General features: G+C 62.1%; 11 protein-coding genes. 10 read left to right on the plus strand and 1 reads right to left on the minus strand.

The features are described from left to right. Positions 1-448: 448 nt before the first annotated feature. Positions 449-1114, plus strand: coding sequence for a hypothetical protein (locus VHE12_01495; protein HVZ79456.1), 666 nt, complete (start codon positions 449-451; stop codon positions 1112-1114). A 146-nt stretch (positions 1115-1260) separates the two neighbouring features. After that, positions 1261-1404: a hypothetical protein gene (locus VHE12_01500; protein HVZ79457.1), complete on the plus strand. Its 144-nt coding sequence runs from the start codon at positions 1261-1263 to the stop codon at positions 1402-1404. 18 nt (positions 1405-1422) lie between these two features. Here the strand turns inward: VHE12_01500 and VHE12_01505 are convergent, their stop codons facing one another. Further along, positions 1423-3090 carry an NFACT RNA binding domain-containing protein gene (locus VHE12_01505; GenBank protein HVZ79458.1) on the minus strand — a complete coding sequence of 556 codons (1668 nt, stop codon included), beginning with the start codon at positions 3088-3090 and terminating at the stop codon, positions 1423-1425. 148 nt (positions 3091-3238) lie between these two features. Between VHE12_01505 and VHE12_01510 the strand changes: the two genes are divergently transcribed. From VHE12_01510 to VHE12_01545, 8 genes are all read left to right on the plus strand, one after another. After that, positions 3239-4918: a long-chain fatty acid--CoA ligase gene (locus tag VHE12_01510; protein ID HVZ79459.1), complete on the plus strand. Its 1680-nt coding sequence runs from the start codon at positions 3239-3241 to the stop codon at positions 4916-4918. 147 nt (positions 4919-5065) lie between these two features. Continuing rightward, positions 5066-6256, plus strand: coding sequence for a thiolase family protein (locus VHE12_01515; protein HVZ79460.1), 1191 nt, complete (start codon positions 5066-5068; stop codon positions 6254-6256). Positions 6257-6258: 2 nt separating this feature from the next. Beyond that, the gene (locus VHE12_01520) at positions 6259-6630 is read left to right on the plus strand and encodes a nuclear transport factor 2 family protein (GenBank protein HVZ79461.1); all 372 of its coding nucleotides are present in this window, start codon (positions 6259-6261) and stop codon (positions 6628-6630) included. Positions 6631-6651: 21 nt separating this feature from the next. Beyond that, the gene (locus VHE12_01525; protein HVZ79462.1) at positions 6652-7863 is read left to right on the plus strand and encodes a 3-hydroxyacyl-CoA dehydrogenase NAD-binding domain-containing protein; all 1212 of its coding nucleotides are present in this window, start codon (positions 6652-6654) and stop codon (positions 7861-7863) included. A 120-nt stretch (positions 7864-7983) separates the two neighbouring features. Further along, positions 7984-8763 (plus strand): enoyl-CoA hydratase-related protein, encoded by a 780-nt coding sequence (locus tag VHE12_01530; GenBank protein HVZ79463.1) that lies wholly within the window; start codon positions 7984-7986, stop codon positions 8761-8763. A gap of 111 nt (positions 8764-8874) precedes the next feature. Then, the gene (locus tag VHE12_01535) at positions 8875-9756 is read left to right on the plus strand and encodes a patatin-like phospholipase family protein (GenBank protein HVZ79464.1); all 882 of its coding nucleotides are present in this window, start codon (positions 8875-8877) and stop codon (positions 9754-9756) included. 107 nt (positions 9757-9863) lie between these two features. Continuing rightward, positions 9864-12149, plus strand: coding sequence for a fused MFS/spermidine synthase (locus VHE12_01540; protein ID HVZ79465.1), 2286 nt, complete (start codon positions 9864-9866; stop codon positions 12147-12149). 13 nt (positions 12150-12162) lie between these two features. Next, entirely contained in the window at positions 12163-13203 is a 1041-nt protein-coding gene (locus VHE12_01545) for a CapA family protein (GenBank protein HVZ79466.1), read from the plus strand. Positions 13204-13248 lie beyond the last annotated feature (45 nt).

The raw sequence follows: 13248 nt of genomic DNA on the forward strand, positions 1-13248 counted from the left end.
AGGACGGCCAAGGCTGTTCACCACGGAGGGCACAGAGAGCACGGAGAAGTCTTCAAGTCAGCCATCCCGCAAGGGCGTAGCCCTTGGTCCTTCGGACCTGGGGCCGATACAAGGGCCAGAGGGAAAGCGACCGCCTTCCCCTTGGCCCCTGATCGACCCCCGGAGGGATGGCCTTGGACGTCCAGTTCGATCGGCTTGGTGGTGAAAGACGGATACTGTCTCCGTACCTCCGAGGCTCCGTGGTGAGGATTCTGCTTTGAGCGGCTTAGTGACCTGAGTGGAGCCGACAGGCGCTGGTGGTGGAAGGACGGATGCTGTCTCCGTGCCCTCCGAGGCTCCGTGGTGAGGACTCTGCTTCGGGCGGCTTGGTGGTGAAAAGGCCGGGGGATGTTGCCGGTGGGCCGTCTTTGCGGTCCAATAGGGGCGGGATCAAAATCAGGAGGTCGGTATGTTCCTCGGGCATTACGCGGTCGGGTTTGCGGCGAAAAAATGGGCCCCCAAGGTCTCCCTGGGAAGCCTGCTGATCGGGGCCCTGTTCCTGGACCTGCTCTGGCCCCTTTTCCTGCTCATGGACCTGGAGCACGTCCGGGTCTCCCCGGGGATCACCCGGATGGTGCCCTTCGATTTCTATGACTACCCCCTGAGCCACAGTCTCTTCATGACGATCGCCTGGTCCCTCTTGGTCGGCTTGGTCTACCTGGTCTTCACCCGGGACGGACGGGGCTCCTGCATCCTGGGCGGACTGGTGGCCAGCCACTGGTTCCTGGACCTGTTGGTCCACCGTCCGGACCTCCCGATCTGGCCCGCCGATTCCACCAACATGGCGGCCCCCAAGGTGGGATTGTTCATCTGGAACTCGATGGTGGGGACCTTGATCCTCGAGTTCGGGCTCCTGGCCCTCGGGGTCTGGCTCTATACCATGGCCACGAAAGCCAAGGACCGCACGGGCGTTCTCGCCTTTTGGGGCTTGGTCCTGTTCCTGGCGGTCATGTATGTGGTGGACCTGCGCATGACGCCGCCCAACAACACGAACCTCCTGTCCCTGGCGGGCTTTTCCCAGTTGTTGATGGTGGCTTGGGGCTATTGGATCGATGATCACCGCAAGAAGGCCTAGCGGTCAAAAAACGTAGGGATTCGACGGAAAACTAACGGACGAACGGCTTTTGGCGCCTGGAACGCCGGCAAAAAACCACAAAAACCGTCCAATTGGGTGGCATAGGAAATGCCCTTATCCTTCGGTAAGTCGGTCCGGGGGGTTCCGTGAAAAAACTGGTCTTGATCCTGTTCGTGGCCTGCATGGCGGCCCTGCCCCTGGCTTGCGCCGACCGGGACTTCAAAACCCCCGTTAGCCCAACTTTTTCCAATTCCCCGGACAATGGGCTTTCGGCAACGCCCACGCCCTAAAACCTTCCGTTCTTTCCGTCAGTCCGCCCCTTCTTCCACTTCGACCAAAAGGCTCTTTTCCTTCGTCATGGTGACCAACCCCGGCGGCGCGCCGGGGATCTTCCGCACGTTCTTCTTCTCGGTGAAACTGACCGTCACCTTGGCCCCGGGTTTCCCCTTGCTTCGGGCGGCCGCGAGTTTGGCGGCCTGGAGCAGAAGTTCGGGGGTGACCTCGGCGCCCCGCCGCAATTTTCGCAACACCACATGGGCCCCGGGCAGGTCCCGGGCGTGGAACCAAAGGTCCTCGGGTTGGGCCAACTGGAAGGTCACGTATTCGTTGGCGGCCGAATTGGTGCCGGCGCAAAGCTCGAAATCCTTCCCGATCCTCTGACGGAAGAGGTGGGGCGTGGGGACCTTCTCTTCCTTGGGTTTGGGGGGCTTGGACGAAGGGGCCTGCTTCCGGGGAAAGAGATCGTCCTTGGCCTTGCGGATCTCCTCGGGCGCGTTCAGGGCGGGAAGGCTCCGTTGGGCGGCCTTGAGCTGTTCCAGCCTTTCCTTGATCTCCTTTTCCCGCTGGTCCACCAGGGCCAGTCCCCGGGAGCCCTTCTGGGCCTTCTTGAAGAAACGCTGGGCGTTATGGAGCGGGGTGATCCCGGGGTCCAAGGGGATGGTCACCGGATCGGGCCCGCCCCGGACCACATCCTCCAACAGGGCTTCCGTCTGGTGGAGCTTGACCTTGTGCAGGCTGGCCATGAGGAGCTCCCCCCACCATTGATATTGATCGGACCGCTGGGCCTCGGCGCGGTCCTTTTTGAGTTTTTCCAGGATGCGCTTCTCGTGCTTGATGGCCTTCGCCACCTCCGCTTCCAACTGGGCCTTCCCCGCGACCTTGAGGAAATGCTCCTTCTCCAGGATGAAGAGCCGCTCCAAGGCCTCACTGGGGGTGGGGAAGGATTCCAGGTCCCCTTGGGGGGCTGGGGGAGCCTCGAGCAGGGATAACTGGGGAGGGGGCCCTGATCGGACCCGGAATTCGGCCAGCCCTTTCCCGAGGATCCGGGCCTTGAGGTTGTCCCAAGCGGAAAGCCCCTCCGACTCCAGGAAGCGGTTCAGGTCGGCCTCGTTCCCGCGGAAGTTCTCCTTGAGCCAGAGGCCAGGGGCCGGACGGCCCGCTTGTTCCCACCGGACCTGGAGCTGTTCCCCGGGGATTTCCCAAAGGTTCGGCTTGGGGGAAGGGCCCAGGGGCGGGGGATGGTAAAGGGTCTGGGGCATGACGAGCCGTTCCACGTCGTTCTTATAACGAAGGGCGCTGACGATGGCCCCGTCCGGGCCGACCAGGATGAGATTGGGGTATTTGGGGATGCCTTCGAAGACCAGGCGGAAGGGGCCGTCGGGGGTCTTGAAGGTGAGGGACAGGATCCTTTCCCCCGGGGTGTTCTCGACGCCGGTCAGCTGGGCGAATTCCAGGTTCTTGCGCAAGGACCGGCAGAAGTTCGGTGGTTTGGGCAGGGCGCCGGCCTTTTGGCGGTTGAGGAAGACCAGGGGTTTTTGGGGCAGGATGGCCAGGGTCAGGCGGTGGACGGGGCGGTCCGGATGGTAGAAGGAAAGGTCCACCAGCTCGTCCGAGGATTGGGCGATGTGGGAGAGTTTGGAGCCGACGAGCTTGTCCTGCAGTTCGTGGGCGAGGCATTGGAGGATGATCGGGTTCAAGGATGGCCTGTCGGGTGGAGTGCTTCTATTATCCCGCGTCAAGGACCGAGGTCAAAGGTTCGATGGGGTGATCGGGTTCATTTGACACTGTTTTCCACGGGGAATAAACTTGAGGTGTAGCCAGCCACAACGCGCACCGGGGTCCCTCATGGATCAAAAGCCTTGGCTGACGTCCTATGACGAAGGGGTCCCCAAGACCCTCGAATACCCCGAAAAACCCCTGCCGGAACTGCTCCGGGACATCGTCGGCCGTTTCCCCCAGAACCCCGCCATCCACTTCTTCGGTTCCCGCATGGACTACGCCGAACTGGACCGCCTGGTGGACCGCTTCGCCAACCTTCTTATAAAAGAAGGCGTCCAGCCCGGCGACCGGGTGGCCCTCTACCTGCCCAATTGTCCCCCTTGCGTCATCGCCTTCTTCGGGGCCCTGCGCGCCGGGGCCATCCTGACCCAGTTGAACCCCCTCTATTCCGCCTCCGAGACCGCGCATCAATTGAAGGATTCGGGGGCCAAGTGGGTGGTCTCCCTGGACCGTTTCGTGCCGATCTTGCGCCAGGTGGCGAATGAATGCGGGCTCAAGAAGGTCTGGGTCACCCGCGTGAACGATTACTTTCCCTTTCCGCTCAAGTGGCTCTATCCCCTCAAGGCGAAGAAGGAAAAGACCTGGGTCGATTGGCCGACCGAGCCCCTTTTCGCTTCCTTCGTGAAGGAACTGGGGAAGGCTTCCGAGACCCCGGTGAGGGTCTCCATGAACATGGATGACACGGCCCTCCTCCAATACACGGGCGGCACCACGGGGGTCGCCAAGGGCGTCATCCTGACCCATCGGAACCTGGTGGCCAACGCCTACCAGTGCCGGGCCTGGCTGCCGAAGCTGGAGGACGGCCAGGAAGTCTTCATGGTGGCCATCCCCATCTTCCATTGCTACGGCATGACGGTCGGCATGAACTGGGCGGTCATCACGGGCGCTTCCATGGTGCTGGTCCCCAAGTTCGAGACCCTGCAGGTCCTGAAGCTCATCGACCGTTACCAGCCCTCGCTCTTCCCGGGCGTCCAGGCCATCTACGTGGCCATCAACAACCATCCCGATACCCCCAAGTACAAGGTCCACAGCATCAAGGCCTGCATTTCGGGGGCCGGGCCGCTCCACGTGGAGGTGCAGAAGAAGTTCGAGGAACTGACCGGCGGCAAGCTGGTGGAAGGTTACGGCTTGACCGAGGCCTCGCCGGTGACCCATTGCAATCCGGTCTACGGCAAGCGCAAATTGGGGATGATCGGCCTTCCCTTCGTGGGGACGACCGCCAAGATCGTGGACCTGGAGACAGGCGAGGACGTGGCCAAGCCCGGGGACATCGGGGAATTGGCGATCCAGGGGCCCCAGGTCATGCAGGGCTACTGGAACCACCCGGAAGAAACGGCCATGGTCCTCAAGAACGGCTGGCTTTACACCGGGGACATCGGCTACATGGACGCCGAAGGCTTCTTTGCCATCGTGGACCGCAAGAAGGACATGATCAAGGTGGGGGGCGAGAACGTCTATCCGAGGGACGTGGAGGAAGTGCTCTTCAAGAACCCCAAGGTGCTCGATTGCGTGGTGGCGGGCATCCCTGACGAGAAGCTGGTCGATAAGGTGAAGGCCTATATCGTCCTGAAACCCGGGGAAAAGGCGACGCCCGAGGAGATCATCGGGTTCTGCAAGGAACAGATGGCCAAGTTCAAGGTGCCCAAAGAGGTCGAATTCCGGGATGCGCTGCCCAAGAACATGGTGGGGAAGATGCTGCGGCGATTGCTGGTGGAGGAAGAAAAGGCGAAGCTGAAGAAATCTTGAACCACAGAGGGCACGGAGGTCACGGAGAAAACCGTAAACTTTGGAAATGAATCTTGGTCGAATGCGGGTTTGATCGACTCAAAGATGGCTTTTGATTCTCTCTGTGCTCTCTGTGCCCTCTGTGGTTAAAACGGTTTGGAGGTTCTTATGAAAGAAGTGGTCATCGTGGACGGGGCGAGGACGCCCATGGGCGTGCTGGGCGGGGCCTTGAAGGACGTGACGGCCCAGGACATGGCCGCCACCGTCATGAAAGAGATCGTGAAGCGCAACAACCTGAAGCCCTCCGAGGTGGAGGAGGTCATCCTGGGTTGCGTGGGCCAGTTCTCCGACGCCCCCAACGTGGGCCGGGTGGCCGCCCTTTTGGCCGGGCTCCCGAAGGAAGTGACGGGCTACACCGTCCAGCGCAACTGCTCCTCGGGCATGCAGGCCCTGGTGAACGCCTACCAGAACATCCAATGCGGGGACGCGGACGTCCATTTGGCGGGCGGGACCGAATCCATGAGCCAGGCCCCCTATGTGAGCCGGGACCTGCGGTTCGGGAAGCGCATGCGGGATTCCAAGATGGTCGACAGTTTGATGGAGGGCCTGACCGACCCGGTCTGCCATCTCATCATGGGACAGACCGCCGAGGTGCTGGCTGCCGAGTTCCAGATCAGCCGCAAGGAGCAGGACGAATTCGCCGTCCAGAGCCACAAGAAGGCCTTCCGCGCCCAACGCGAGAACAAGTTCAAGGACGAGATCGTTCCGGTCATGGTGCCCAAGAAGGTCATGGGCAAACCCGTCACGCCCGAACCCGTTTCCCAGGACGAGGGCATCAACGCCGGGCTCAATGAACAGCAATTGGCGGCTTATCCCACCATCTTTAAAGAGGGCGGTTCGGTCACGCCGGGCAACGCCTGCGGCATCAACGACGGGGCCTGTGTGCTGCTGGTCATGTCCAAGGAAAAGGCCGACGCGCTAGGCTATAAGCCGCTCGGGTATATCCGTTCCTACGCCTTCACGGGAGTGGAGCCGGAACGCATGGGCATTGGGCCGGCCTACGCCATCCCCAAGGCCCTCAAGAAGGGCGGGCTGGACCTGAAGGATATGCAACTCATCGAGATCAACGAGGCCTTCGCGGCCCAGGTGCTGGCCGACGACCGGGTGCTGAAACTGAACCGTGAGATCCTGAACGTGAACGGGGGGGCCATCGCCCTCGGCCATCCGGTGGGCATGACGGGCGCCCGGCTGGTCCTGACGGCCTTGAAGGAAATGACCCGGCGCAATTTGGCGCTGGGGGTCATCTCGATGTGCATCGGCGGCGGCATCGGCGGTGCCATGGTCCTCGAGCGTAAATAGCCATGGGTCGGAACAAGGACGCCGCGGTCGGTTTCCTCAAGATGGTCGTGGCGGGCAAGATCGATGAGGCTTATGCCAAGTATGTCGATATGAAGGGTAAACACCATAATGTTTTTACCCCGGCTGGTTTTGAGGCCCTGAAGAAGGGGATGATCGAGAACGAGGGGATGTTCCCGAACAAGAAGTTCGATATCCAACGTGTGGTGGAAGAAGGGGATATGGTGGCGACCCATTCCCATATCGTCCTGAAGCCGGGTGAGTTGGAACTGGGCGTGGTGCATTGGTTCCGGTTCAAGGACGGAAAGATCGCCGAACTTTGGGACGTTGGCCAACAAGTGCCGAAAGAGACCGTGAATCAAGACGGGATGTTCTGACGGATAAATCAGGAGGCGACCTTGTTCATCTACAAAGCGGGCGTTGTCGGGGCGGGAGCTATGGGGGCGGGGATCGCCCAGGTCATCTCCTTTTCCGGGCTTCCGGTGGTGCTGAAGGACACCGATGAGGAGCGGGTCAAGAAAGGGATCGAGATGGTCCGCAAGGTCTATCAGGGCCGGGTGGACAAGGGCAAGATGACCTCCTCCGAGATGGACCAGAAGATGAACCTGGTGACCGGCACCACCTCCTATGACGATTTCAAGGATTGCGACCTGGTGATCGAGGCGGTCTTCGAAAGCATGAAGGTCAAACAACAGGTCTTCCAGGACCTGGAGAAGGTCCTGCCGGAGACGGCCATCATGGCCACCAACACCTCGGCCCTCTCCATCAGCCAGATCGCCTCGGCGGTCAAGCGCTCCGAGAAGGTCATTGGGCTCCACTTCTTCAACCCGGCCCCGGTCATGAAACTGGTCGAGGTCATTCCTGGCCTCCAAACCTCCACGGAGACCGTGGATGATACGGTGGCCTTCGCCGAATCCCTGCGCAAGATGCCGGTGCGGGTCAAGGAATGCGCGGGGTTCCTGGTGAACCGCCTTCTTCTTCCTTATCTGAACGAGGCCGCCTACGCCCTGCAAGAGGGTTCGGCCCCGGCCGAGGAGATGGACAAGTCCCTCCGGGCCTTTGGGATGCCCATGGGGCCCTTCGCCCTTTTGGACATGCTGGGTTTGGACGTTTGCGCGGAGGTTTCCCAGATCCTTTACGATTCCTTCGGTCCCCGCATGAAGGCGGCCGAGATCCTGGGCGAGATGCACAAGGCGGGGCGCCTGGGCACCAAGAACGGCATCGGTTTCTACGTCTATGACGAATCCAAGAAGGCCGACCTGAAGCCCCTGGTGGACGGCATCCAGGCCAAGACGGGGGTGAAGGGGACGCCCTTCTCGCCCGAAAGGCTGGTCTTCCAGATGATCAATGAGGCGGCCTATTGCCTGGAGGAGAACGTGGCTTCGCCCGGGGACATCGACCTGGCCATGCTGGCCGGGACGGGATTCCCCCAGGACAAGGGCGGCCCCTTGCACCTGGCCGACGGGATCGGGGTGGATGTGGTCCTGGCCAAACTGCAGGAATTCTCGAAGACCTTGGGCCCCCGTTTCTGGCCCGCGCCCATCCTCAAGCGGATGGTGGCGGCCAATTACCTGGGCCAAAAGACGAAAAAGGGCTTTTTTAATTATTGAGACGACTTTTACCACGGAGGTACGAAGAGCGCGGAGACGGCGAAGGATCTTTTGAAAAAGATGGAATTTTTTCCTCCGTGAACTCCGTGTCTCCGTGGTGAAAATCTTGGGAGGTGCCTTGTGGGACAGTTCATTCAAGTCGCGGTCGATTCGAAGGTAGCCACGCTGACCATCGCCAATCCGCCGGTGAACGCCCTTTCCAACGCCCTGTTGAAGGAGCTGGCGGCCACCCTGGACGAGCTGAAGGCCAATAAGGACGTGAAGGTCGTCATCATCACAGGCGCGGGCCCGGTCTTCGTGGCCGGGGCCGATATCAAGGAATTCACCCAACTGACCACCCCGGAGCAGGGCAAACAGGCCACCGCCTTCGGCCAGTCGGTCTTCATGAAGATCGAGCGCCTGGAAAAACCCGTCATCGCCGCCATCAACGGGGTCTGCCTGGGCGGCGGGATGGAGATGGCCATGGCCTGCCATATCCGTATCTGCTCCGACCGGGCCCGCTTAGGACAACCGGAGATCAACCTGGGGATCATCCCGGGTTATGGCGGTACCCAGCGCATGACCCGCCTCGCCGGGCGCGCCAAGGCCGCCGAATGGATCCTGACCGGCGACAACATCGCGCCCCCCGACGCCAAGGCGGCGGGGCTGGTGAACCACGTGGTGCCCGAGGCCGAGGTGCTCCGGGTGGCGCAGGGAATGGCCAAGAAGATCGCCATGAAGCCGGCGACGGCCCTGGCCCAGGCCCTGAAGGCCCTCACCCTGGGCGGGGAAGCGGAAAGCCTGGACGCGGGCATGAAGCTGGAGTCGGACATGTTCGCCAAGTGTTGCGAGTCGCCGGACCTGAAGGAAGGGGTCATGGCCTTCATCGAGAAGCGCCAGCCCAAGTTCACGGACAAGTAAGGCGTTCAACCACGGAGACACGGAGAACACGGAGAAGGCCAAGAGGATGGGATCCGGATCGGAAAGTCTTTCTCCGTGCCCTCCGCGCCTCCGTGGTGAAAGAGGTCGGTCTTGCCTAGGAAAATGAAGTCGAAAAGCATCCGGATACCCAAGGAATTCCAGACCCTCAACGAGATGCGTCGGGTCAACCCCGAGAGCCAGTACAAGGTCGGGTTGGCCCTCTGCGGGGGAGTGGCCTATGGGGTGGCCCAGATCGGCGTCCTGAAGGCGCTCGAGAAGGCGGGGATCAAGATCGACTGCCTGGCGGGCACCAGCGCGGGCGCCATCATCGCCGCGGCCTACGCCTCGGGCCTTTCCGTGTCCCGCATCGAGGAGATCGGCATCAACACCAACTGGGGGGAGCTCTTCTCTTTCCGGCCTTCCCGCAAGGGCCTGGTGTCCTCGGGTCCCATCGAGAAGTACATCCGCAATTACCTCAAGGTCGAGAAGTTCGAGCAGTTGAAGAAGCCCCTGGCGGTGGTGGCCACCGACATCTGCTCCGGGGAAGAGGTCATCTTCACCCAGGGGGCCCTCGACAAGGCGGTGCGGGCCTCCTGCTCCATCCCGGGGGTCTATGTCCCGGTCGAGATGGAGGGCCGCCAACTGGTGGACGGGGGCATGGCCGAGAACGTGCCGGTCAAGGCCCTGAAGAGCCTGGGGGCGGACGTGGTGATCGCGGTGAACCTTTTCGGGCACCACCAGATCTTCCCGCCCGCCTCCAACGTGTTCCAGATCCTCATGCGGGTCTGGTATTTCTTCGTGGAGGACGAGTCGGCGTGGCGGGAGCAGGCCGATATCATCCTGGAACCCGATATGCGGATGTTCGACCTTTTCGACTTCGGACAGGGCAAGGAGATCATCGCCGAGGGCGAACGCGAGGCGAACGCCAAAATGGCCAAGATCAAGCAGGTCATCCAGCGCCGCACCTTCTTCCGGCCCGAGATCTACCGGTAAAAACAAGGGTCGTTGTCGCGGGGAGTGGCCCGCGAATGGAGGCCATCCCTCGCAATGACACCTGGTTTTGTATACTGCTGTCCTCCATTATTCTCCCAAGGTCCCTTATGAAATGGCTCGTCGGGTCGTTCCTGGCCTTCCTCTTCTTCTTCTCCGGTTTTTCCGCCCTCATCTACGAGACCCTTTGGATCCGCGATTTCGCCTTCCTGCTCGGCAGCACCACCTATACCCTTTCGGTGGTCCTGGCGGCCTACATGGCCGGGCTCGCGATGGGGAGCTTGACCGCCTCCCGGCTGGCTTTGGGCGCGCGGCGCCCCATCCTGACCTATGCCCTGCTCGAGATCGGGGTGGGGCTCTGCGGCCTGGGCGTGCGTTGGGTCTTCCAGAACGTCCTGAAGGACCTGGGCCCCATCGGGGTCCTCAACAACGAGAACCTGGGGCCGATGCTGACGCGGTTCCTGCTCTCCTTCGCCGTGCTTTTCCCCTCGACCTTCCTGATGGGGGCCACCCTTCCTTTCCTGACAAGGTTCTTCCCGGAGGCGGACCGGAAGGACGGGTCCTTCCTGGGCCTCCTCTACGGCCTCAATACCCTGGGCGCGGCCTGCGGTTGCTTCGTGACCGGCTTCTTCCTCATGCGGCTCGATGGGATGGCCCGAAGCACCTATTGGGCGGTGGGGATCAACCTGGCCGTGGGCCTGGGGGCCCTGGCCCTGGGAGCGCTCGCCCGGGAATATTCCAGGAAGGAAGGGGACGCGCCCAAGCGGGGGCCCCAAAAGATCGACAGCGCCTTTTCCCATCCGACCACCCGGTTCCTCCTGATCGCCTTCTGTCTTTCGGGCTTCACCAGCCTCTCCTACGAGATCCTTTATTCCCGGTTCCTGGGCTACATCCTGGGGAACCGGGTCTATGCCTCCTCCGCGCTCATCACCACCTTCCTGCTGGGGATCGCCCTGGGAAGCCTGGCGGTGGGATGGTTCATCGACCGCTTCGGCGGGGAACTGGTCCTCTTCTCCCTCTTCCAGGTCGTGGTGGGGTTGTGCGGGTTCCTGACCCTGCTCTATTTCCCGGAGATCCTGGAACGCATCAAGCTCTATGAAGCGGCCCGGGAATTCACCGACCCTTGGGATTATGTCCGGGCGAGGTTCCTGGAGGCCTTCCTGCTGTTGGTCGCGCCCGCCTTTTGCTTCGGGGCCATCTTTCCCTCGGTCATCAAATACCTGCACCGGGGCGAGGGGGAACTGCCGGGCGTGACGGGCAAGGCCTATTCGGTGAACACCCTGGGTTGCATCCTGGGCTCCCTGGTCACGGGGTTCTTCGTCATCCCCGCCTTCGGGACCTATTACGGCATGGCGGTCCTGGCGTCGCTTTCCCTTTTACTGGGACACCGCCTCCTGGCCCCCCGGTGGGAGGCGGCCCCGGCCTGGCGCAAGGGGGTCTCCGTCCTGGTCCCGTTGGTCCTGGTCCTGACGGGCATCGGACGGGCCAAGGCTTCGGACCGTTATCCCTGGCCCCGGAAGGACATGACCCGGACCTTCGCCTATGAGGACGCCTCGACCCTGGTGACGGCCTACGACGGTCCCCTGGGCCAATACCTTTATGCGGACGACACCATGCTTTCCTTCCCCATCGGTCCCCGGAGCCGGGCGACCCTGGTGCAGAAGCTCCAGGGGCACCTGCCCATGCTGCTCCACCCCGACCCGAAGCGGGTACTGGTGGTGGGGTTGGGTTTCGGGGTGACGCCCGGGTCCTGCGCCGCCTATTCCTGCGTGGACCGGGTGGACTGCGTGGAGATCTTCAACGGGGTGGTGAAGGCCGCGCCGCTCTTCAAGGGCCCCAACCGCGACGTGGTGGACCAACCCAAGGTCCACCTGGTCTCCGGGGACGGGCGCTATTTCCTGCGGCATGCCCCGGCCCCCTATGACGTGATCGCCTCCAATCTCACCGGTTCGGACCTGCCGGGGAGCGCCACCTGTTATACGAAGGAATTCTTCGAACTGGCCCGGGCCCACCTGGCGCCCGGGGGCCTGTTCCTGGTCCATGCCTATGGCCCGGACCGCTACGTGATCGTGAAGACCTTGATGTCGGTCTTCCCGCACCTGATGGGGTTCGGGGCCTATCATGGGACCTATTATTTGGTCGCCTCCATGGACCTGGTGCGCATCAACGACAAGCGCATCCTGAAGCGGCTCCTGTCGGACCCGACGGCCCGGGAGGACGCCCATCGGGCGGGGATCTGGGGCCCGGCCGATGTCCATAAGGACCTGTTGTTCGACGAGAAGGAAGCGGCCCGGAGGACGGCGAAGTTGACCGACGAACTGAATACCGACGACCTGCCGATCCTGGAATACCGGTTCCATGGACGGGACCTGAACATCTTCTATGGGCACCTTTAGGGGAGGGATGGGAATGGGGATCCGACAGCTGCTTCTCTTGGGGGCGGTCCTGGTCTTTTTGGCCGGATGCGCGACCGTGGAACGGTCGACGGGGACGGCCGCGGGCCCGGGAGTGACCTTGACCCTGGGCGGGGACGTGTTGCTCGACCATTGGCCCATCCGGAAGATCTACCAGAAGATCGCCGATCCCAAGGACCCGGACGTGGTCCTGGATTATCCTTTCCAAAAACTGAAACCCCTCCTCAAGGGCATCGTCTTTTGCAACGCCGAAGGGCCTTTGACCGACCGGGGGCCCCAGAAATTCTCCGACAAGGATGAGAAATCCTATTTCTCCGTCCCGCGGGAGTTCGGGAAGGGATTGGCCCGCGCCGGTTTCACGGTCGTGGGATTGGCCAATAACCACATCCGGGATTGCGGTCCCCAAGGCGTTCTTCAGAGCATCCAGACCATCCGGGAGGACGGCATGGAACCGGTCGGCGCCGGGGCGGACGATGAGAGCGCCCGCCGGCCGGTCTTCGTCGAACGGAACGGGCTCAAGGTCGGGTTCCTTTCCTACGACCTGGTGCCCCCGAAGAGCGTCTGGGCCAAGGCGAAACATCCCGGCGCGGCCCACGCGGAACTTCCGGGCATCCTTTCGGACGTGAAGGCCGCCCGGGCCCAATGCGACCTTCTGGTCGTGAACTTCCATTGGGGCGTGGAGTTCCGTCATCAGGGACTGGTCAAGCGCCCCTCGGCGGAACGGGTGAAGATCGCCCATGCCCTCATCGACGCGGGCGTGAACCTGGTGGTGGGGGAGCATTCCCATTCCATCGAACGGATGGAGCGCTACAAGGACGGTTTGATCTTCTACGGGATGGGCAACTTCGTGTTCGGGGCCGCGACCCGGGAAGGGCATCCCGAGAGCATGGTCCTGCAGGTGGACCTCTCGCGCCAAGGGGTGCTGGACTACCGGGTCTATCCGATCCTTATTTCCCCCAAGAAGACCCATTACCAACCCTTCCCCATGGAGGGGGAGGAGAGGGAGAAATTCCTCAAGATGTTCGCGGCCCTTTGACGGGAAAATTTCCCTTGTCACGTTCCCGTTTGGGAGGATAATTGC

The organism is bacterium, assembly GCA_035549195.1.
In the GTDB taxonomy this organism is placed as follows: domain Bacteria; phylum Oederibacteriota; class Muellerivitia; order Muellerivitales; family Muellerivitaceae; genus DASZRK01.

What these genes read in the sequence shown, in the direction of transcription:
- VHE12_01495 (HVZ79456.1), top strand. Translation starts at nt 449, where the DNA reads ATGTTCCTCGGGCATTACGCGGTCGGGTTTGCGGCGAAAAAATGGGCC.
- VHE12_01520 (HVZ79461.1), top strand. Translation starts at nt 6,259, where the DNA reads ATGGGTCGGAACAAGGACGCCGCGGTCGGTTTCCTCAAGATGGTCGTG.
- VHE12_01545 (HVZ79466.1), top strand. Translation starts at nt 12,163, where the DNA reads ATGGGGATCCGACAGCTGCTTCTCTTGGGGGCGGTCCTGGTCTTTTTG.
- VHE12_01540 (HVZ79465.1), top strand. Translation starts at nt 9,864, where the DNA reads ATGAAATGGCTCGTCGGGTCGTTCCTGGCCTTCCTCTTCTTCTTCTCC.
- VHE12_01515 (HVZ79460.1), top strand. Translation starts at nt 5,066, where the DNA reads ATGAAAGAAGTGGTCATCGTGGACGGGGCGAGGACGCCCATGGGCGTG.
- VHE12_01510 (HVZ79459.1), top strand. Translation starts at nt 3,239, where the DNA reads ATGGATCAAAAGCCTTGGCTGACGTCCTATGACGAAGGGGTCCCCAAG.